Below are 17,845 nucleotides of genomic sequence, written 5' to 3'. Positions count from 1 at the left end.
AATGTCAGGACAGGGGGAGGCGGTGGCCCTCGGCCGCGACCGCCGCCGCCCCGGCCCGCGCGGCGCCCGGGTCCAGGTAGGTGCCGCCCCGGGCAACGGACCGCAGGTCGGGGTCGAAGTCGTAGCGCAGCGGCGCGCCGGTGGGGATGTCGAGCCGCTGGACACCGGCCTCGTCCAGTCCGTCCAGGACCGTGACGAGGGCGCGCAGGGAGTTGCCGTGCGCGACCACCAGCACCACTGCTCCGGTGCGCAGCCGGGGCGCGAGCACGTCGGCCCAGTAGGGGACGACGCGGGCGGTGACGTCGGCCTGGCTCTCCACGGCGGGCACCGCGTCGGGGCGCAGGGTGGCGTAGCGGGGGTCGGCCCGCAGCCGTACCAGGTCGGGTGCGGGCAGCGGTGCCGGACGGCCGTGCAGGGAGCGGCGCCAGTGGTCGTACAGGCCCGCTCCCGCCTCCGCGCGGACGTCGTGTTTGCGGCGGCCGGTCAGGGCCCCGTACTGGCGTTCGTTCAGCCGCCAGCTGCGCTGTGCGGGGATCCACTGCCGGTCGAGTCCGGCGAGGACGATGTCGGCGCTGCGGATGGAGCGGCGCAGCAGCGAGGTGTGCACGACGTCGGGCAGCAGGCCGTCACGGGCGAGCAGCCGGGCTGCCCGCTCCGCCTCGTGGACACCTTCGGAGGCCAGCGGGACATCGGTCCAGCCGGTGAAGCGGCCGGCGGCGTTGGTGGTGCTCCGTCCGTGCCGGAGCAGCAGGAGGGTTCCCGCGCGGGCCGGCCGCTCACCCACGGGTCACACTCCCGCTTCGGCGGCCCGGGCCCGGGAGGCGTCGATCTCCGCGTACGCCTGGTCGCGGCCCTCCCAGTGCGATCCCTCCACCGACTTCCCGGGTTCGAGGTCCTTGTAGACCTCGAAGAAGTGGGTGATCTCCAGCCGGTCGAACTCGGGGATGTCGTCGATGTCCTGCACGCCGGCATGACGCGGGTCGTGGGCGGGCACGCACAGCACCTTCTCGTCCGGGCCGTGTTCGTCCTTCATGACGAACATCCCCACAGCCCGGCACTCGACCGTGCAGCCGGGGAACGTCGGTTCCCCGACCAGCACGAGGGCGTCGAGGGGATCGCCGTCGCGGCCCAGGGTGCCTTCGACGTAGCCGTAGTCCGCCGGATACTTGGTGGAGGTGAACAGCAGCCGGTCCAGCCGGATGCGGTGCAGCTGATGGTCCATCTCGTACTTGTTGCGGGAACCCTGGGGGATCTCCACGGTCACGACGAACTCCACTGTGGTCCTCCTCGAATGGACGGCCGCCCGGGCGAGCGGCTCGATCGGCGACAGACGCGCACGGGGGAGCGCGGGCGGGGGACGGGGCAGGGCGGCCATGAGGAGGGGGTGCGGGGCGGCGGGTGCGGGCATGGCTCCTCCTGGTCACAACTGTTCGACCAGGGACCGTCAGCGGCATACTGCCGCGGTTGCGGTGAGCCCCATCACCGACGCTCTCGACGCGCACCCGTAGTGTGCCCCACAGGTCGCCGTCCAGGCATCCAGCCTACGCCGAACGGGTCGCCGTCCGGCACATCCCGGCGCCCGGCACGCTGCCGGGCTGTCACGACGGCGCGGGCTCCAGCTCGCTGACCACCTGCCGCAGGCTCCGCTCGCGGTCGGCGAGACCGGCGTGCTCGGCCGACTCCCGGCGCGGGCCGGCGGACTTCGCCAGGGCCCCGCCCAGACGGCGTCCGATCGCGTCGTACCGGTCGGTCACAGCGGTGACCATCTGGCGGGTGCTCTCGGCCAGCCGGGACTGGAAGTCGGCTCGCACCCGCCCGATCTGCATGGGCACGAGGTCGGCCGCCTCGGCGGTCAGATGCGCACGGGACCGCCGGACGCCGGCTGCACCGGGCAGGTGCCGACGGGCCCAGCCGGCCAGGAGTTCGGTCTGTCCGACGTCCTCCTGGAACCGGTAGCGGAAGCGCGGGTCGGGGACGAGCGGGCCGCCGTCCGCGGGTGACGCGAGACCGACGCCGATCAGGTCGGCGACGCTGTCGCGGAACGTGTCCAGGTCGCGGGCGAGCCGGTCCCGCACCCGCCGGTCGAGCGCCGACAGGCGGTCGGTCAGCTCCTCTTCCCGGGCCAGCCGCCAGGCGTCGACGGCGTCCCGGGTCAGGTCGGCCAGCCGCCGCCTGCCCTCGGCCTCCCGCTCGCGACGCGGCCGGCCGCCGGACTCCTCGTCCCAGACCGCGCTCCACGCGTCGCGGACCGCGCCGGTCAGTGCCGGACCGGCGTCCCGCGCGGCCTCGTCCACGTCGGCCAGGGCGCGGCGGCCCTCGGCACGGATGAGATCCGCCGCCTCCTGCCGGCGCCGGGCGAGCGCGTCCAGTTGTGCGCGCAGCGCCGCCACCCGCTGCTCCCTGCGGGAGGCGTCCAGGTCCGCTACGGCACGGGCCATCAGCACCTCGTCCAGGAGCCCGACCGCCAGCCGGCGGGTACGCGCCGTGAGCGAGCGCAGCAGGTCCGTGTCGCGGTGCTCGGCCAGGTAGCCGGTGAGAGCGGTGGCCAGCCGGTCCACGTCCCGGTGCGCGCCCTCACGGGCGACGCACTCGAACACCGGGACCGTCTCGCCCAGGGCCTCGGCGACCACCCGCCGGGTGAAGCCGGCCGCCTCGCGCAGCTCGTCCGCGTCGAGCTGGTCGGCCTTGTTGAGCACGACGAAGGTCCGCACCGACGCCTGTCCGACGCGGCGCAGCAGCTCCCGCTCGGCCGCCGACACGGGCGGATCGGCGGTGAGGACGAACACGCAGGCGTCCATCGCGCGCAGCCCGGCCACGGCCTCCTCGGTGTTCTGGGCGTGCACCGACCCGGTGCCCGGGGTGTCGACCAGTTCCACCCCCCGCGACAGCAGCGGGGCGTCCAGCGTCAGCACCACCTCGTCGACGTCGCGCCGGTTGCCCGGATTGGCCGCCTGGGTGACGAACCGGGACAGCGCCGCCGGCTCGTGCCGCTCCACGCGTCCGTCGGCGTAGCGGACGGTCACCGTCTCGGGAAGGCCTCCACGGACCGTGGTGGCCAGGGCGGTCACCGGCACCACACCTGTCGGCAGCAGGTCGCGCCCGAGGAGGGCGTTGAGCAGGGTGCTCTTGCCGCGCTTCGCCTCACCCGCCACCAGGACACGGAAACCGTCCCGGCCGAGCTGGCCGCTCACCAGGTCCAGGGCTCGCCGGTCGCTCGCGTCACCGGCGCCCGCGTCCGTGAGCCGGTACAGCCGCTCGTGGATTTGGGCGAGGTCGGGACTCGTGTGCACAGCGGTCTCCCTACCGTGTCGGCAGGGACCGTTGGCGGCCGACGGCCGCGGTTGGCGGTGGGCCCCTCCACCGTCCTCTCCTCCACCGTAACCGCTCCGGGTGCCGCCCGCCGAGCCGCACACCGCACGTCCCCCGGGCCCCCGCTCGGCGTACCCTGGACGTGCGCGAAGCGCTCGGCGCTGGACCCCGCCGAGACCACCCCGCCCGGGGTGGCCGCCCCGCCCGCCGGCCGATGGCTCCTACCCCCTCGTCAGTGGCATCCGCGGGAGGACACCATGGCCGGTACCACGTCCAGCCCGCACGCCGGCGCCCGTCTCACGGTCACGGCGGGGCTGTTCACGCCCGCCTGGCTGCCGCCGGGCGGGCGCGGCAACGGTCTGCGGGCGCCGTCGTGGGCGCCGATCGCCGACATTCCCGCCCGGCACGTCGGCACCGTCCTGGAGGCGTTGCTCCGCGCCCGTGTCCCCGCCCACGCGGCTCCCGCCCCACGCCCCGTCCGTGTCGTCACTCCGGGCGAGCGGGCGCCGGGCGCGGTGTGGCGGCTGCGGGTCGGCTCCACCTCGTACACGCGGGCCGAGGACGTGCTGATGCGGCTGCTGCGGACCCTGGACGTCTGACCGGCCGTGCCGACGGCCGCGCGGCATCCGGAAGCGAAGGATGCTCATCGCGGATTTTCCGGGGGCGGCGGCTCCTGGGCTCCGGCGGGGCAGTCGGCCACCCGGAGGCGGCCCCGGCCCGTGCGGCGGGCCAGTACCCGGGCGGCGTGGTGGAGGGTGCGGTAGGCGCCGATCTCGCGGGCGGTGCGGGCGGGGACGGCGATCCAGCGGGTGCGGTGGCCGTCGTGGTGGCGCCGGACCCGTCCCAGAAGCCGTCCGTCGCAGGCGACGACCTGGATGACCGGGTGCCCGGGGAACAGCGGGGTACAGGCCAGACCCCGTACCTCGTACAGCCGTTGCAGGGCCTGCTCCTCGCACAGGCGCCACTTCGCGTTGACGGTGGCGAGCCGGGCCGCCCCAAGGACGGCCGACGCCTCCTGGTCGAGGTGGGTCATCACGGTGCTCCCCTCGGGCGGTCAGCCGCGGACCAGCCGGCGGTGGGTGACCCGGTGCGGGTGAGCCGCCTCCGCTCCCAGCCGGTCGAGCTTGTTGGCCTGGTAGTCGGCGTGGTTGCCCTCGAACCAGTACCAGTCGGCGCCTCCTTCCCAGGCCAGGATGTGGGTGGCGACCCGGTCGAGGAACCAGCGGTCGTGCGCGGTGATGACGGCGCAGCCGGGGAAGTCGAGCAGCGCGTTCTCCAGTGACGCCAGGGTCTCCACGTCGAGGTCGTTGGTCGGCTCGTCGAGCAGCAGCAGGTTGCCGCCCTGACGGAGCGTCAGCGCCAGGTTGAGCCGGTTGCGTTCACCCCCGGACAGCACGCCCACGGGCTTCTGCTGGTCGGCGCCCTTGAAGCCGAAGGTGGCGATGTAGGCCCGCGAGGGTATCTCGACGCCCCCGACACGGAGGTGGTCGAGGCCGCCGGACACCGCCTCCCACACGGACCCGCCCGGGTCCAGCCCGGTGCGGTCCTGGTCGACGTACGAGATCCTGACGGTGTCGCCGAGCCGCAGGGTGCCCGCGTCGGGTCGCTCCTCGCCCACGATCATCCTGAACAGGGTGGTCTTGCCCACGCCGTTCGGGCCCAGCACGCCGACGAGGCCGCCGCGCGGCAGGGAGAACGACAGGTCCGCCATCAGCAGCCGGCCGGCGAACCCCTTGGTGAGGTGAGCGGCTTCCAGTACCAGGCTGCCCAGCCGCGGGCCGGGCGGGATCCGGATCTCCTCGAAGTCCGGCTTCCGCGCCCGGGCGGCCTCCTCGGCCAGCTCCTCGTAACGCCGCACGCGCGCCCTGGACCTGGCCTGGCGCCCCTGGCCGGCGGAGCGCACCCATGCCAGCTCCTCGGACAGCCGCCGCTGCCGCCTGGCGTCCTTGCGGCCCTCCACCCGCAGCCGGGCCGCCTTGGTCTCCAGGTAGGCGGAGTAGTTGCCCGTGTACGGGTAGGCGTGGCCGCGGTCGATCTCCAGGATCCACTGGGCGACGTCGTCCAGGAAGTACCGGTCGTGCGTGACGGCGACGACCGTGCCGGGGTAGGCCGCCAGGTGCTGTTCCAGCCAGGCCACCGACTCCGTGTCCAGGTGGTTGGTCGGCTCGTCCAGCAGCAGCAGGCCGGGCCCCGACAGCAGCAGCCGGCACAGCGCGACCCGGCGCCGCTCGCCCCCCGAGAGCCCCGCGACGGGAGTGCCGGGCGGCGGGCAGCGCAGCGCGTCCATGGCCTGCTCCAGCCGGGAGTCCAGGTCCCAGGCGCCGATGCGGTCCAACTGCTCCTGCAATGCGCCGAGTTCGTCCAGGAGATGGGTCATCCGGTCCCCGTCGGCCGCGCCGAGGAGGCCGGTGACCTCCGCATAGCGGCGCAGGGCGCGGCGGACTTCCGCGACGCCGGCCTCGACGTTGTCGTGGACGGTGCCCGTGTCGTCGAGCCGGGGCTCCTGTTCCAGGATGCCGACGCTCACACCGGGCGCGGGGAAGGCCTCGCCGTCGACGGGCCGCTCCAGCCCCGCCATGATCCGCAGGACGGTGGACTTGCCCGTGCCGTTCGGACCGACCACACCGATCCTGGCGCCGGGCAGGACGGAGAGGGTGACATCGTCGAGGACGACCCTCTCGCCGTGGGCCACACGGATCTTGCGCATCGTGTACACGGACATCGCGATGCCTCCGAAAGCCGGGCCGCCAGGTGCGGCGGCTGCTGCTCACAGAGGCCATCAGCACGGGCCGTGCGGTCGAGGGCGAGCCTCATCGCCCATCACCCCTCCATGGTGCGCCCGCGCTGCCCGGACCCGCCAGCCCGCCGTACCGCGCTCGAACCCGCGGACGCGGGGGTTCCCCGGACCTGGTCGCGGGGATAACGGAAGTGAGGGGGCGATGAGGCTCGCCCTTGACCGCACATTTCGTGCTGATGGCCTCTACGCAGCGCAGAGACGGTCCATGGGAGGTGCTCGCGATGGAGGTCACGGTCGCGGTGGCGGCGACGGTCGGGTCGCCGTTCGCCCCGCACGACGGAGCCGACCGGCACGATCTGGTCGACTCGGGGTCCGTCCGGGTGACGGGATATCCCGTAGGGGGCGGCTGGGTGGGCGAGACCCTCACCGAGGAGGGCGGCCCGGCGGCCGTCGTGCTGCTGATGGCGGAGCCCGCCCTGCCGGACCAGTCGGTCCGCGCCCGCGCCGTCGCCCTGGTGCACGCCCTCGTCGACGGACAGCCGCGCACCGAGGTGCTGTGCGTGCCCGCGCACGATCCGAACTTCGCCGCCCTCACCGACGCGGGAGCGCTGCGGGCCTGGCACGCCGACGAGGCGGCCCTGTCCGCGGTCCTGCACCGGCTCGACCCGGCCCACCGCTGGCGGGTGGCCGACTGCGAGGACGCCGCGGCGGCCGAGGCGTTCCTGGCCGAGGCCCGCCACTGCTACGAGCGTCTCACCGGCTGCCTGGAATAGCCGCGGCGCCCGCGCGTCGCCCGGCCGCTCAGGCGATGTGCAGCCAGACGCCGATCCACGTCACGGCCACCCCGCCGCAGCCGAGCACCGCGGCCCACCGCACCGGACTGCCGGCGAACAGGTGCCCCAGCGCCGCGCCCAGCGCCGTCAGGGCGACGACGGCCAGGACGACCACGATCCACGACAGGCTCGGTACGGCGGACCCGATCAGCAGGGGCACGGTCGCCCCGGTGAAGCTCGCGGTGCAGGCGATCACCGTGGCCATGGCCGAGCGGGCCAGCGCGAGGCGGCCGAGCCGGGTCGTGGCCAGCTGACCGCGCCGGGTCAGGTTCAGCTGCCGCGAGGCCCGGATCAGGTAGGAGCGGCGGTCGGCGTAGTCGGCCACGAACACCGCGAACGCGGCCGTCGTCAACGCCACCAGACCCACCCGGAACGCCAGCGAGGGGCTGACGGGCGCACCCGAGCCCACCAGGGACGCCGCGGCCAGCGTCAGGGCGTTGAGCAGACCGTCCACCAGGCCCAGGACGAGCGGCAGCGTGGACCGGGCCACCACCCGTCGGGTGCGCGAGGTCATCGCGACCGCGGCTTGTTCTCCAGCACGTACGTGCCGGCCACCACCTCGTCGATGCTGTGGACCACGGCCCCGGTCTGCTGGATCGCGTCGGTCAGCGCGTCGACGTCGATGGCATCGCCCTCCACGGTGACGTTCGTGCCGACGGTCTCGATGTCGATCTCGGTGACGGCGATGTTCACCGCCTTCACTCCGGGCGCGGCCTCGATCACCGACGCGAGGTGGATCAGATCGGGTTCGTCGATCGTCTTGTCGACGTCCAGGACCAGCCGTCGTACGGGCATCTCCGGCTCCTCACTTGGTCACGTCCCGCACCCCGGACGACTCGACGTCAGGGCTGGGGCACAGATCGGAAGCGGCGGGCGCGGGTGCGTCCCGCGGGCTCTCGGCGGGCGGGTCCGGTGCCGGCCCGGCAGCCGTCCGGGCGGGCTCACCGAAGACGTTCCGGTACAGGTCCGCGCCGAAGCTGGTCGGCAGCGGCTCGCCGGGCACCAGACGGTGGGTGCGGGTGCCGTCGGCGCGCCGCTCGGCCCGCAGGAACACCGCCTTCCCCTCGGGCGGCCCGGCGTACAGGCCGTGGGCGAGACCGTAGAGGTGGGTGACGAGGACGACCTTGACGCCGCAGTCGAGAAGCGCACCGGTGATCTGCCGGCCCAGTTCGGAGCCCTCGCGCTCGTTGGTCGCGGCGAAGGACTCGTTGAACAGCACGAGCGCGCCCGGTGTGACCTCGTCGGCGATGGCGCTCATCCGTGCCAGTTCCTCGTCGAGCTTGCCGCTCTCCATCTCCTCGTCCTCCTCGCGCCGGAAGTGCGTGAACAGCCGGGTCCGCACGCCCGCGGTGAAGGAGTCGGCGGACACGAACATGCCGGCCTGCGTCATGAGCTGGGCCAGGCCGACGCTGCGCAGGAAGGTGGTCTTGCCGCCCTCGTTGGCACCGGTGACCACGAGCAGCGCCGTGTCCTCGGCGTCGACGTCGTTGCCGACGACCCGCTCCTCGCGGCGCAGGCTCAGGCAGGTGTCGTACAGGCCGTGGCAGACCAGGGTGGGCCGGCCGGTGGGCAGCGGGGTCGGCACGCAGAGCGGCTCGCCCTTGGCGGTGAGCTTGCGGTGGAGGTTCAGGCAGGCCAGGTAGAAGCCGAGTTCGCGGTCGAGCATCCGGAGGAAGCCGAGGATGTGATCGGCGGAGCGGGCCAGCGCGTCGGCGGCGAGAGCGACCCCGCGGTCGCGCAGTTCGGCCAGCGCGCGGGCCCCCGCCTCGTCCCGGTCGGGCAGGCGGTACGTGTACGAGGGCGGGCCCTGGCCGGCGAGGCGCTCACGCCAGGAGGGTCGGGGTCCCGGCCGGCGCAGCACGTAGCCGGTGCCCTTGCAGCCCTGGCCCAGCCGCGCGCCGACCATCACGCCGTTCCTGAACCGCAGTCGGCGCAGGTGCTCGTCCATGACGTCGAAGCAGGCGTCGTCGAGTTCGGCGCGCAGCATGCCGAGGAACCGGACCAGCCCCGGGGACCGGACGTCGTCGGCATACCGGTCGGCGATCCGGCGCAGCTCGCGCAGTCGTCCGGCGTACAGCTCCATCGCCTGCACGGCCCGGTGCATGATCGAGGTCGGGCTGCGCAGGAACGTGGGCCAGATCCGGTGCTCGGCGTCGATCGTCTCCACCACCAGCCGGTACATCTCGGTGAGCAGGCCGGGCCGGCGCAGGAAGTCGCCGAGGATCCGCTGGCGGTAGACGATCGCGTCCGGTTCGGTCAGGGAGGTCAGCACGACCTGGCGGGCGGTGTCGCGCAGGAAGTCGTCGCCGTCGGCCATGGCGTCGAAGAGCGTGTCCAGAGCGAGGTCTCGGGTCAGGTCCGCCGCCTCGGGCACCGGCGGGGCGTCCCAGTCCAGGTCGCGGTCCGCGTACAGCAGACGGGCCTTCACGAGGTCGTCCTCCCTGCCGTGCGGACGGTGATCCGGTCGGTGAGCCGCTCGTAGGTGAGCCGGTACTTCTCCGCGATGGCCAGGGCGTGGGAGAGGCCGTCCGCGGGCCGGCGCACGATGCGGTAGGTCCGCACCGCCGGATCGCCGGGGACGACGGTGCTGGTCATGCTCACCGTGGCGGGGCCGAGGCGGGACAGCTCGTCCACGAAGGTGACGCACACGCACAGCAGGTCCCGCTCGATGATCTTCCGCAGGACGCGGGTGCCGAGCAGGAGGGCGTCGTCGAGGGTGGTGGAGGTGAAGACCTCGTTCATGATGACGAGGCCGGCGGGCGTGGCGCGTTCGAGGATGGCGCGGACGCGCACCAGGTCGTCCTTGAGCTTGCCGGAGAGGTCCGCGAGGTTCTCGCCCCGTTCGAAGTGCGTGAACACCTCGTCGCACAGGAACAGGCGGGCCTCGCCGCCCGGCACCGGGCAGCCCAGGGCGGCAAGCTGGTGCAGCTGGCCGACGGTGCGGGCGAAGGTGGTCTTGCCGCCCTGGTTGGGGCCGGAGACGACCAGAACGCGTTCCGGGCCGCGCAGTTCGAAGTCGTTGGTCACCACCGGGGTGCCGTCGTCGACCAGCTTGACGGCGAGCGCCAGGTCGAACACGTCACGGCCCGCCACCGCCTTGGACGTCGTGGACACCTCGGGGAAGCACAACGGCAGCCCGGCCGCCCGCAGTCGGTCGGCCAGCTCCAGGTAGGCGAGGTAGAACTGCACCTCGCGGTCGAAGGCGGCGACGGTGGGGTCCAGCGGGTCGTGGTGCCGGGTACAGAAGTCCTCCAGCGTCCGGAACACGTCGGGGAACAGCATCGCCACCCGGTCGAGGACGGCTTCCTCGATGTGGTTCATGTCCAGGAAATCCGGGGCGGAGACCCGGGAGGACGTGGCCTCCTCCTGCTTGAACTTCTCGAACGCGGCCAGGACTTCGGCGCCGTAGTCGGCTTCCCCGGCATAGCGGGTCACCGTGACCTTGCCGGCGCCGACGGTCATGCAGTAGTGGACCGAGGCGAGGGACTCCCGAACCCGCCTCACGCCCTCGGTGAGTTCGTCGAAGGGCTCGGAGCGGACGTAGCCGGCGAGGAAGGCACGCAGCGACCGCAGCGCGCGTGAGGCCACGTCCGCCCGGTCCAGGACGTCCGCCAGCGTGCGGACCGCCGTGCAGTACGTCTCGGCGGTGTCCACCAGCAGGCTGTCCCGCTGGTGCGGGTGACGCGGCTTCGCCGCCTGGTCCCGCCGGCGGCGCATCTCGCGCATCCCGGCGGCGAACCGGGCCACGCCCTCGGACAGGGCCTGGTCCTCCAGATCCCGGAACACCTCGTGCCGGTAGGCGATCGCGTCGGCGTCGGTCAAGCGCGCGTAGAAGAACGGCTCCAGTTGGTACGACCGCCTGCCCGCGGTGAGCGAGGAGACGATCTGGTCGAGGTTGAGGTCGGTGTAACAAGCGGGTTCGCGCTGCGCCGCGACGGCGTCCCGCTGGGCGGGGTCCGCGAAGAGCACGCTCGGGAACGGCAAGGTGACGGCACCTCCCTGCTCGTGGCCGTCCGCGGGCGGTCGCCGCGTGACGGTCCGGCCGGCAGAGGCCATCAGCACGGGATGTGCGGTCAAGGGCGAGCCTCATCGCCCAATTCCATAGTGCGCCACCAAGACCGCGTTCCGTCAAACGAGCCCCGGCCGCAGCCGTCCCGGGCCCCGTCCGTCCGCTCAGTCCTCAGGCGGGCGGGCACGAGGGCCTTCCGGCGGCCGCGGACGAGGGCGCTCTCGCACGGGAGCCGTGAACACCAGGACGGCCCAGCCGCCGTACTCGGGACGGAAGACCGCCCGCGCCGCCACCCCCTGCTCCCACAGCCGGTCGGCCTCCTCGGTGGCGGACCGGCGCGCGGCCGGCCCGGTGCCGTGACGCAGGATCCGGGCGACCGGGCGGGTGAGACCGCTCATCGGGCATCTCCTTCCCCCGCAGGTCGGGGACCGCCTACGACGCCGTGCGGCAGCGGGCGGTGCGGCCGCCGCGCCGCCGGCCCCCTTCCACGCTACGAGGCGGCCGGGCACGCTGCCGGTGATGCCGGCCGTCGCGCACCGGGGACGCGGGGATTGCCGGTCCCCGCGCGGGGCATCGGGTGCGGAGAACGGCGACGGGACGCGCTGTCGTCAACCGCGGAACCCGCCCGGAACGGGCCGGCCCCGGAACCTCGCCGCGGACACGCCCCGGGACCCTCCGCGGCGGCGGCCCCGCGGCTTGGTATCGATGACACCGGGAGGAGCCTGATGAAACGAGAGTCATCGGTGCCGGGAGCGCCGTCCGAGGAACTTCCGCCCGAGATCGCCGCGGCCCGGCTGCGGCTGCTCGCCGACGCCAGCCGCGCACTGGCCTCGGGACTGGACGCGGAGGAGTCGTTGCGCCGGCTGGCCCGGCTGGTGGTGCCGCAGCTGGCCGACGCCTGCGTCGTGGACGTCGTCGAGGGCGAGGGCGTGCGCCGTCTCACGGTCACCGACCGGGACCCGGACCGTGCGCTGCGGGTGCTGTCCGGCGGGGTCCTGCCCGGCCCGGACGACTCCGCCTGCGCGCTGGCGAAGGTGCTGCGCGGCACGGGACCGGTGGTGGTGACCGACTTCGGCCCCTCCGACCCCGACGACCGGCTGAGCAGCGCCCAGGGGGCGCTGTACCGCACGCTGGGCGCCCGGACCGCGCTGGTCGTGCCGATGCGGGTACGACGGCAGGAACTGGGCGCCCTCACCCTGGTCCGCCGCTCCGGGGACGCGTTCGACGAGCAGGAGCAGAGCCTCGCCGCCGACCTGGGCCAGCGCGCCGGCCTCGCGCTGGACAACGCGCGCCTGTACGCCCTCCAGGAGCACACCGCCGAGCAGCTCCAGCTCTCCCTGCTGCCGGACCTGACCGGCCTGCCCCACCTCCAGCTCGCCACCCGCTACCTCCCGGCCCGCGAACGGGCCGAGGTGGGCGGCGACTGGTACGACGCCTTCCCGCTGCCAGACGGCTCCGCCGTCCTCGCCATCGGGGACGTGGTCGGCCACGACCTCGCGGCCGCCGTCCGCATGGGACAACTGCGCAACATGCTGCGCGCACTCGCCTACGACAGCGGGGACGACCCGGCGGGGGTCATGCGCCGCCTCGACCGGGTGATGCAGGGGCTGACCGGCATCGAGCTGGTCACGGCCGTCATCGCCCGCGTCGAGACACCCGCCGCCGGGCCGTGGCGGCTCACCTGGACCAACGCCGGCCACCTGCCGCCGCTGCTGGCCGAGCCCGACGGCCACACCCTGCTGCTCGAAGAGGGCCACGCCCCCATCCTGGGCGTGGACCCCGCGCTCACCCGTGAGACGGCGACCATCACCCTGCCGCCCGGTGCCACCCTGCTGCTCTACACGGACGGCCTCGTCGAGCGGCCCGGAGAGGACATCGGCCGCGGTCTGACGAGGCTGCGCCAGCACGCCGCCGCGCTCGCCCGGGAACCACTGCCCGTCTTCCGCGACGAGCTGCTCACCCGGTTGAGTGATGTCCAGCACGACGACGTGGCCGTCCTGGCCCTGCGCGTCCCCTGAACGACACCGGTACACAGCGACGGGGAGAAGCCGGTCGGAACACCCGCCTACGGCGGCCCGCCGGACGACTCGTCGTCCGGCGCCGGGCGGCCCCGCACGGCCGGCGGGAGCCACGTACCGACGCCGATGACGAGAGCGGCGATCGTGAAGGCCGGCAGCGGGAGGCCGAGCACGAGTACGGCCGCCCCGGCCAGGACGGCACCGCCCACCAGGCACAGTGTCAGCGTCGCGACCAGCCCGACCGGGCCCGGTCGGCTGGTGGAGTGGTCGGTCACGGCACGGCTCTCCCTGCTCGAAACCCGAAAGTCGAACAGGGACCGTTGGCGGCAGGACCGCGGTTGACGGCGAGCCCCACCGCCGTAGCGCCCTTTCACCTTAGGGGATCCGCAGGACCGGACAAGCCGGGCGCGGCCGGACGGGCGTCGTCCGGCGACGGACGGACCGAGGCCTTGACCACGGCCCCGGCTGCCTGTTCACTCGACATCGGCGATGGATCCCGCCTGGACCTCGGTCCGAACCGCCCCGCCCGGGCTGATGGTTCCTGACCATTGTCAGGAACGCATGCCTTCGGGAGGTACCGGGCGCGATGAACTGCTTCGACTGCCAGGACCTGGACATCGCGACACCAGCCGTCGCCATCTGCCGTGTCTGCGGCGCCGGCGTGTGCCATCGGCACGCGCGGACCAGGCCGCGCGTCCTGCACGAGCTGACCGGCACGGGTCTCGCGACGAAACCGCGCGCCGCACGACGGCTGTTGTGCGGCACGTGTACGGCTGCCGAGAGCGGCGGCTGACCGAACTCCCTTCCGGCGTGAGTCCCACCGAGGCGTACACCCGCGAGCCCCGGTCGCGAGGAAGGGCACGGTCGAGGGTGCGCCACCCGACAGGTGGCGCACCCTCGACGCACCGCACGCACCCTCGGCCGTCGGGGTTTACCGCGGCCCATGCCGGATACAAGTGGGACGGTACAGGCGCGTTCCTCGCGCCGAGCGGCGGTGGATCCCGCCGTGGTCACCGGTCCGCCGGCGACCGAACCGCCGACCCGGCCAATGGTTCCTGCCCCGCCCCACGTGCCCGCGCACGGAGGAGGAAGGCAGCGCCATGGCCGGCTCCGCACAGCCCACCACAGCCCAAGCCCGGCTCGGACGCCTCGCGGGTCACTCCCGGCCGCGATCCCCCGTGTCGACCAGCGAAAGGGCCCACCCGTGGCCCCGCCACGGGAACACGCCGACGGAAACGGCCTCTTGGCACGCGCTGCGCGCCGCGGCCCGCCTGGCGTTGCCTGCGGCTCTCCTGACGGCCGCCGTCCGCCGGGGACTTGTCACGCCAGGGGACATCCGCTGGGCGCCGACCGCCGTGAGCGGCCCACGCGCGGTGCGCGCCTGGCGGGCCGTCACCGCACTCGGGTCCCGGCCCGTCGCCTACACCGTCGTGGCCGGCCGGTGTCTGCTCGCGCCGCCGGGCCGAGGGGCGGGGGCGCGGCTCGCACCGCCGGCCGTACTCGCCGTCGCGGACGCCGTCCGGGAGCTGACGTGCCGGGCGGTGGACCGGCCACGGCCGCCCGGGGCCGGGCGCCGCACCGCCGTCCACGGGGCGAGTTTCCCCTCCCGGCACACCATGACGGCGCTCATCGCCTGGGACCTGGCCTCGGGAAGCCGCCCGGCGGCCGTCGCGGTCACCGCCGCCGTCGGCGCCAGCCGGCTGGCCCTGGGCGCGCACTGGCCCACCGACGTCCTGGGCGGCTGGCTGTTCGGCGCCGTCGGCCTGGCCCTGGCGGACCTGTGCGGCGGGCACCGGCGCCTCCGCACGCGGGACAGCGAGGCGAACCGGTGAAGCGGGAGCCGGTTCGGACGACGACCGGGTCCGGTCCGCCGGAAGCCGAGACGTGGCTGAGCCCCGGGGTCGGCAGCGTCGGCGCCGCGAGCTTCTGCAGCGACGCCGGGCACGAGATCACCACCGCGATCCTGCCCACCCTGCTCACCTCCACCCTGCACGCCACCCCCGGCGTGCTCGGCGTCGTCGAGGGCGTGAGCGACGCCCTGACCGGTCTCGCCAAGCTGGCCGGCGGCCCGCTCGCCGACGTGCCCGAACGCCGTGCCCGTCTCGCCACCGGTGGCTACCTGGGCACCGCGCTGGCCACCGGCGCGATCGGGCTCGCCGCGACCGTCTGGCAGGTCGGCGTCCTGCGCGCCCTCGCCTGGGCCTCGCGCGGCCTGCGTTCCCCGGCCCGCGACGCGCTGCTCGCCTCGCTCGCCCCGCCGCGGGCCTACGGGCGCGCGTTCGGCCTCGAACGCGCCGGGGACAACCTCGGCGCCGTGGCCGGGCCGCTGCTCGCGGCGCTCCTCGTCTCGCTCCTCGGGGTGCGCGGCGCCCTGTACTGCGCGGCCCTGCCCGGGCTGCTCGCGGCCGTCGCCATCACCGTGGCCGGCCGCGAGGCCCACCGGGCGCTGAGCGCGCCACGGGCCGGGGCGCGCACTCGTGTCGACCTGCGCCGGCTGCGGCGCACCGGCCTGTTCCGGGTGCTGGTGCCGGTCGCGCTGTTCGAACTGGGCAATGTCGCCGTGACCCTGCTGATCCTGCGGGCCACGCAACTTCTGCACCAGCCGGGCCGGAGCCTGGCGGCGGCGACCAGCCTGGCCGTCCTCGTCTACGCGGCCCACAACGCGTTCGCGGCCCTCGTCTCCCTGGCCGGCGGACGCTGGATCGACCGCGGCGGCCCCCGGAGCGCGTTCGTCGTCGGCGCACTGGCGTACACGGCGGCCTACGCCCTCTTCGCCGTCCCCTGGCACGGCTGGCCGCCCCTGCTGCTGGCCTTCGTCCTGGCGGGCACCGGGATCGGCCTGATCGAGACCGCGGAGTCGACCATCGTGGCGCGGACGGTCGGCGACGAGTCGCGCGGCAGCGGTTTCGGGCTGCTGGGCCTCGTCCAGTCGCTGGGCGCTCTCGCCTCCTCGGCCGCCGTCGGTCTGCTGTGGAGCCGGCAGGGGGCGGCAGCCGGATTCGGGTACGCGGCGCTGCTCACCGGTGCGTCCGCCACCGTCATGTGGGGGGTGAACCGTGCCCGCTTCCGTGCGGCGCCCACCGTTTGACGCCCCGTCGCGTCACGATCACGCTGGAGTCCCGGCGACGAGCCTCGCCGTCGACCGCGGACGCGCGCCGCTGACGGGCTCCACGGACGAAGCGCACCCTGCTGGGACGCCCTCTGCACGGGAGGCTCGGATGGCCGGCGGCCGGTTCACGACGCTCAGCGCCTCGGCACGCCCGCGCCGGGTGCCGCCTCCGGGGCGGTGGCGGCGGTGAGCCTGTCCACGTACGCGGTGCAGGCGCTGCAACCGCTCACGGTGCTGGTGGCCGCCCCCGGCCTGTCGGGGTGGATCGCCAAGGTCGAGGCGCGGCTGCAGGGGCGGCGCGGGCCGCGCGTCCTCCAGCCGTACTACGACCTGGTGAAGCTGTTCGGCAAGGAGTCGCTGGCGCCCGAGGGCACGAGCTGGTTCTTCCTCGCGGCCCCCGTCGTCGCGATGTGCTGCTATCTGACGGTGCCGCTGCTGATCCCGGTGCTGACCACGTTCGGCCTGCCGCTGGGCTACACGGGCGACATCATCGGCGGCAGCTTCCTGCTCGCCCTCGCCAGTTTCTCCGTCGCCGTCGCGGCGGCCGAGAGCGGCGCCCCGTACGCCCAACTGGGGGCCAGCCGCTCCAAGACGTTCGGGGCCATCACCGAACCGGTGATGCTGTTCGTGGTGTTCAGCGTCGCCCTGATCACCGCGACCGACCTGCCGTACGCCCAGGCCGCCGCCGTGCGCTCCTCGGGAGCCCAGGTGATCCGCCCGGCCCACCTGCTCGCGTCGGCGGCCCTGTTCCTGGTGATCCTCTACGAAACGGCCCGCATCCCCGTCGAGACCCACACCGGCACCAACGAGTTCGGCATGATCGAGGAAGCGCGCGTCTTCGAACACTCCGGCCCGCAACTGGCCCTGCTGAAATGGGGGTCGGCGATGAAACAGCTGATCCTCTACACCATCCTCATCGACGTCTTCCTCGCACCCTGGGGCCTGGCCTCCACCACCGGCGCGCTCTCCGTGGCCCTGGCCGTCGGCGCCCTGCTCGGCAAGGCGGCCCTGCTCGGCTGCGTGGTGGCCGTCATCGACAACAGCTTCGCCAAACTGCGGCTGTTCAAGATCAGCGAGTTCGTGGCGGCCGCGTTCCTGCTCGCCGTCCTCGCGGTGTTCACCCTCTACCTGGGAGGCGGCTGATGAACGCGCTCCTCGCCGCAGGCAACGCGCCCACCACCTTCGAGGGCGCCACCAACACGGTCGCCGTCCTGCTGCTGCTCACCGAGTTCGCGATGCTCCGCGCCTCCCTGTCCCGCTCCCAGGTGCACCTGTACGCCGTGCAGTCCTTCCTGGTCTCGGTGCTGGCCGTGATCGTGGCCGCCGCCCGTGACCTGCCCGAGCTGTACGCGCTGGCCGTGGTGTCGCTGCTGCTCAAGGCCGGCGCCGTACCGTGGCTGATCAACCGGCTGCTGCGGGACGCCCGGGTGGAGATCGCCGGGTCCGGCGCGATCGGCGTGGCCAGTGCCACCCTGCTGTCCCTGGCGCTGGCCGGGTTCGGCTTCTTCGCCGTCGGCTCGCTCGACATCCGCAGCCGGTTCCTGCCGCACGCCGCGCTCGGCCTGTCGGTGTCGATCGTGCTGGTGGCGTTCGTCCTGATGATCGTGCGGCGGGACGTCGTCTCGCAGGCGGTCGGCTTCTTCTCCCTGGAGAACGGCGTCTCCCTCGCCTCGCTGGTGGTCGCCGCCGGCATGCCGCTCATCATCGAGGTGGCGTTCCTGTTCGACCTCCTCGTGGCCGTCGTGGTGTTCGGCGTACTGATGCGCGTCCACCACCACCGCACCGCGTCCCTGTCCACCGAGTCCCTGACGTCGCTCCAGGGCTGAGCGG

The 17,845-nt window shown here is 74.0% G+C and carries 19 protein-coding genes and 5 riboswitches; of the genes, 8 read left to right on the top strand and 11 right to left on the bottom strand.

Annotation, left to right across the window (positions count from 1 at the left end; genetic code table 11):
* Positions 1 to 4 precede the first annotated feature (4 nt).
* The 3 genes from NX794_RS21150 to NX794_RS21140 form a co-directional block, all read right to left on the bottom strand.
* On the bottom strand, positions 5 to 784 hold the full coding sequence (locus NX794_RS21150; protein WP_258780199.1) for a 2,3-bisphosphoglycerate-dependent phosphoglycerate mutase: 780 nt from the start codon (positions 782 to 784) through the stop codon (positions 5 to 7).
* Between the two features lie 3 nt (positions 785 to 787).
* Positions 788 to 1,276, bottom strand: a complete 489-nt coding sequence (locus tag NX794_RS21145; RefSeq protein ID WP_258780260.1) for an inorganic diphosphatase — start codon at positions 1,274 to 1,276, stop codon at positions 788 to 790.
* Between the two features lie 152 nt (positions 1,277 to 1,428).
* A riboswitch (Fluoride riboswitch) is annotated at positions 1,429 to 1,493 on the bottom strand.
* Between the two features lie 105 nt (positions 1,494 to 1,598).
* Positions 1,599 to 3,290: a dynamin family protein gene (locus NX794_RS21140; RefSeq protein WP_258780198.1), complete on the bottom strand. Its 1,692-nt coding sequence runs from the start codon at positions 3,288 to 3,290 to the stop codon at positions 1,599 to 1,601.
* Between the two features lie 276 nt (positions 3,291 to 3,566).
* Between NX794_RS21140 and NX794_RS21135 the strand changes: the two genes are divergently transcribed.
* Positions 3,567 to 3,908, top strand: a complete 342-nt coding sequence (locus NX794_RS21135; RefSeq protein ID WP_258780197.1) for a hypothetical protein — start codon at positions 3,567 to 3,569, stop codon at positions 3,906 to 3,908.
* Positions 3,909 to 3,952: 44 nt separating this feature from the next.
* Here NX794_RS21135 and NX794_RS21130 read toward each other — a convergent pair whose 3' ends face one another.
* Together NX794_RS21130 and ettA are read right to left on the bottom strand one after the other, a co-directional pair.
* Positions 3,953 to 4,342, bottom strand: coding sequence for a hypothetical protein (locus tag NX794_RS21130; protein WP_258780196.1), 390 nt, complete (start codon positions 4,340 to 4,342; stop codon positions 3,953 to 3,955).
* 21 nt (positions 4,343 to 4,363) lie between these two features.
* A complete protein-coding gene (gene ettA / locus NX794_RS21125; RefSeq protein ID WP_258780259.1) occupies positions 4,364 to 6,037 on the bottom strand; it encodes an energy-dependent translational throttle protein EttA in 1,674 nt (557 codons plus the stop codon).
* Positions 6,038 to 6,072: 35 nt separating this feature from the next.
* A riboswitch (Fluoride riboswitch) is annotated at positions 6,073 to 6,136 on the bottom strand.
* Between the two features lie 99 nt (positions 6,137 to 6,235).
* A riboswitch (Fluoride riboswitch) is annotated at positions 6,236 to 6,299 on the top strand.
* Positions 6,300 to 6,327: 28 nt separating this feature from the next.
* Here ettA and NX794_RS21120 point away from each other — a divergent pair.
* The gene (locus tag NX794_RS21120; RefSeq protein WP_258780195.1) at positions 6,328 to 6,819 is read left to right on the top strand and encodes an inorganic diphosphatase; all 492 of its coding nucleotides are present in this window, start codon (positions 6,328 to 6,330) and stop codon (positions 6,817 to 6,819) included.
* Positions 6,820 to 6,847: 28 nt separating this feature from the next.
* On the opposite strand, the gene NX794_RS21115 is transcribed toward NX794_RS21120, so the two are convergent.
* The 5 genes from NX794_RS21115 to NX794_RS21095 all read right to left on the bottom strand — a co-directional run bounded on the left by NX794_RS21115 (position 6,848) and on the right by NX794_RS21095 (position 11,286).
* Positions 6,848 to 7,393 carry a hypothetical protein gene (locus tag NX794_RS21115; protein ID WP_258780193.1) on the bottom strand — a complete coding sequence of 182 codons (546 nt, stop codon included), beginning with the start codon at positions 7,391 to 7,393 and terminating at the stop codon, positions 6,848 to 6,850.
* The gene (locus NX794_RS21110) at positions 7,390 to 7,674 is read right to left on the bottom strand and encodes a DUF211 domain-containing protein (RefSeq protein ID WP_258780192.1); all 285 of its coding nucleotides are present in this window, start codon (positions 7,672 to 7,674) and stop codon (positions 7,390 to 7,392) included. The genes NX794_RS21115 and NX794_RS21110 overlap by 4 nt, the downstream gene beginning before the upstream one ends.
* A 10-nt stretch (positions 7,675 to 7,684) precedes the next feature.
* Entirely contained in the window at positions 7,685 to 9,307 is a 1,623-nt protein-coding gene (locus NX794_RS21105) for a MutS-related protein (protein ID WP_258780190.1), read from the bottom strand.
* On the bottom strand, positions 9,304 to 10,863 hold the full coding sequence (locus tag NX794_RS21100; RefSeq protein WP_258780189.1) for a MutS-related protein: 1,560 nt from the start codon (positions 10,861 to 10,863) through the stop codon (positions 9,304 to 9,306). Before NX794_RS21100 ends, NX794_RS21105 begins: the two co-directional genes overlap by 4 nt.
* A 55-nt stretch (positions 10,864 to 10,918) precedes the next feature.
* Positions 10,919 to 10,982, bottom strand: a riboswitch (Fluoride riboswitch).
* A 70-nt stretch (positions 10,983 to 11,052) separates the two neighbouring features.
* The gene (locus tag NX794_RS21095; RefSeq protein WP_258780187.1) at positions 11,053 to 11,286 is read right to left on the bottom strand and encodes a hypothetical protein; all 234 of its coding nucleotides are present in this window, start codon (positions 11,284 to 11,286) and stop codon (positions 11,053 to 11,055) included.
* Between the two features lie 327 nt (positions 11,287 to 11,613).
* Here NX794_RS21095 and NX794_RS21090 point away from each other — a divergent pair, with 327 nt between their 5' ends.
* A complete protein-coding gene (locus NX794_RS21090; protein ID WP_258780186.1) occupies positions 11,614 to 12,906 on the top strand; it encodes a PP2C family protein-serine/threonine phosphatase in 1,293 nt (430 codons plus the stop codon).
* Positions 12,907 to 12,953: 47 nt separating this feature from the next.
* Here the strand turns inward: NX794_RS21090 and NX794_RS21085 are convergent, their stop codons facing one another.
* Positions 12,954 to 13,181 carry a hypothetical protein gene (locus NX794_RS21085; RefSeq protein WP_258780185.1) on the bottom strand — a complete coding sequence of 76 codons (228 nt, stop codon included), beginning with the start codon at positions 13,179 to 13,181 and terminating at the stop codon, positions 12,954 to 12,956.
* A gap of 201 nt (positions 13,182 to 13,382) precedes the next feature.
* Positions 13,383 to 13,457, top strand: a riboswitch (Fluoride riboswitch).
* A gap of 35 nt (positions 13,458 to 13,492) precedes the next feature.
* Here NX794_RS21085 and NX794_RS21080 point away from each other — a divergent pair.
* The 5 genes from NX794_RS21080 to NX794_RS21060 all read left to right on the top strand — a co-directional run bounded on the left by NX794_RS21080 (position 13,493) and on the right by NX794_RS21060 (position 17,841).
* Positions 13,493 to 13,699 (top strand): DUF2180 family protein, encoded by a 207-nt coding sequence (locus NX794_RS21080; protein WP_258780184.1) that lies wholly within the window; start codon positions 13,493 to 13,495, stop codon positions 13,697 to 13,699.
* A gap of 562 nt (positions 13,700 to 14,261) precedes the next feature.
* A complete protein-coding gene (locus NX794_RS21075; RefSeq protein WP_258780182.1) occupies positions 14,262 to 14,738 on the top strand; it encodes a phosphatase PAP2 family protein in 477 nt (158 codons plus the stop codon).
* On the top strand, positions 14,735 to 15,994 hold the full coding sequence (locus tag NX794_RS21070) for an MFS transporter (RefSeq protein ID WP_258780180.1): 1,260 nt from the start codon (positions 14,735 to 14,737) through the stop codon (positions 15,992 to 15,994). Before NX794_RS21075 ends, NX794_RS21070 begins: the two co-directional genes overlap by 4 nt.
* Before the next feature lie 207 nt (positions 15,995 to 16,201).
* Complete coding sequence (locus NX794_RS21065; RefSeq protein ID WP_258780178.1) at positions 16,202 to 17,158, top strand: respiratory chain complex I subunit 1 family protein; 957 nt, start codon at positions 16,202 to 16,204, stop codon at positions 17,156 to 17,158.
* The gene (locus NX794_RS21060) at positions 17,158 to 17,841 is read left to right on the top strand and encodes a hydrogenase (protein WP_258780177.1); all 684 of its coding nucleotides are present in this window, start codon (positions 17,158 to 17,160) and stop codon (positions 17,839 to 17,841) included. The genes NX794_RS21065 and NX794_RS21060 overlap by 1 nt, the downstream gene beginning before the upstream one ends.
* Positions 17,842 to 17,845: the final 4 nt, after the last annotated feature.

The sequence above is a fragment of the Streptomyces pyxinicus genome, assembly GCF_024753135.1.
Classification (GTDB): Bacteria; Actinomycetota; Actinomycetes; order Streptomycetales; family Streptomycetaceae; genus Streptomyces; species Streptomyces pyxinicus.
Note: the sequence above shows the minus strand (reverse complement) of the source record. Positions and strands in the feature narration are given on the sequence as shown.

Coding starts and splice junctions, on each gene's coding strand:
- NX794_RS21135 (WP_258780197.1), top strand. CDS start 3,567: ATGGCCGGTACCACGTCCAGCCCGCACGCCGGCGCCCGTCTCACGGTC.
- NX794_RS21130 (WP_258780196.1), bottom strand. CDS start 4,342: ATGACCCACCTCGACCAGGAGGCGTCGGCCGTCCTTGGGGCGGCCCGG.
- NX794_RS21120 (WP_258780195.1), top strand. CDS start 6,328: ATGGAGGTCACGGTCGCGGTGGCGGCGACGGTCGGGTCGCCGTTCGCC.
- NX794_RS21115 (WP_258780193.1), bottom strand. CDS start 7,393: ATGACCTCGCGCACCCGACGGGTGGTGGCCCGGTCCACGCTGCCGCTC.
- NX794_RS21110 (WP_258780192.1), bottom strand. CDS start 7,674: ATGCCCGTACGACGGCTGGTCCTGGACGTCGACAAGACGATCGACGAA.
- NX794_RS21095 (WP_258780187.1), bottom strand. CDS start 11,286: ATGAGCGGTCTCACCCGCCCGGTCGCCCGGATCCTGCGTCACGGCACC.
- NX794_RS21090 (WP_258780186.1), top strand. CDS start 11,614: ATGAAACGAGAGTCATCGGTGCCGGGAGCGCCGTCCGAGGAACTTCCG.
- NX794_RS21080 (WP_258780184.1), top strand. CDS start 13,493: ATGAACTGCTTCGACTGCCAGGACCTGGACATCGCGACACCAGCCGTC.
- NX794_RS21060 (WP_258780177.1), top strand. CDS start 17,158: ATGAACGCGCTCCTCGCCGCAGGCAACGCGCCCACCACCTTCGAGGGC.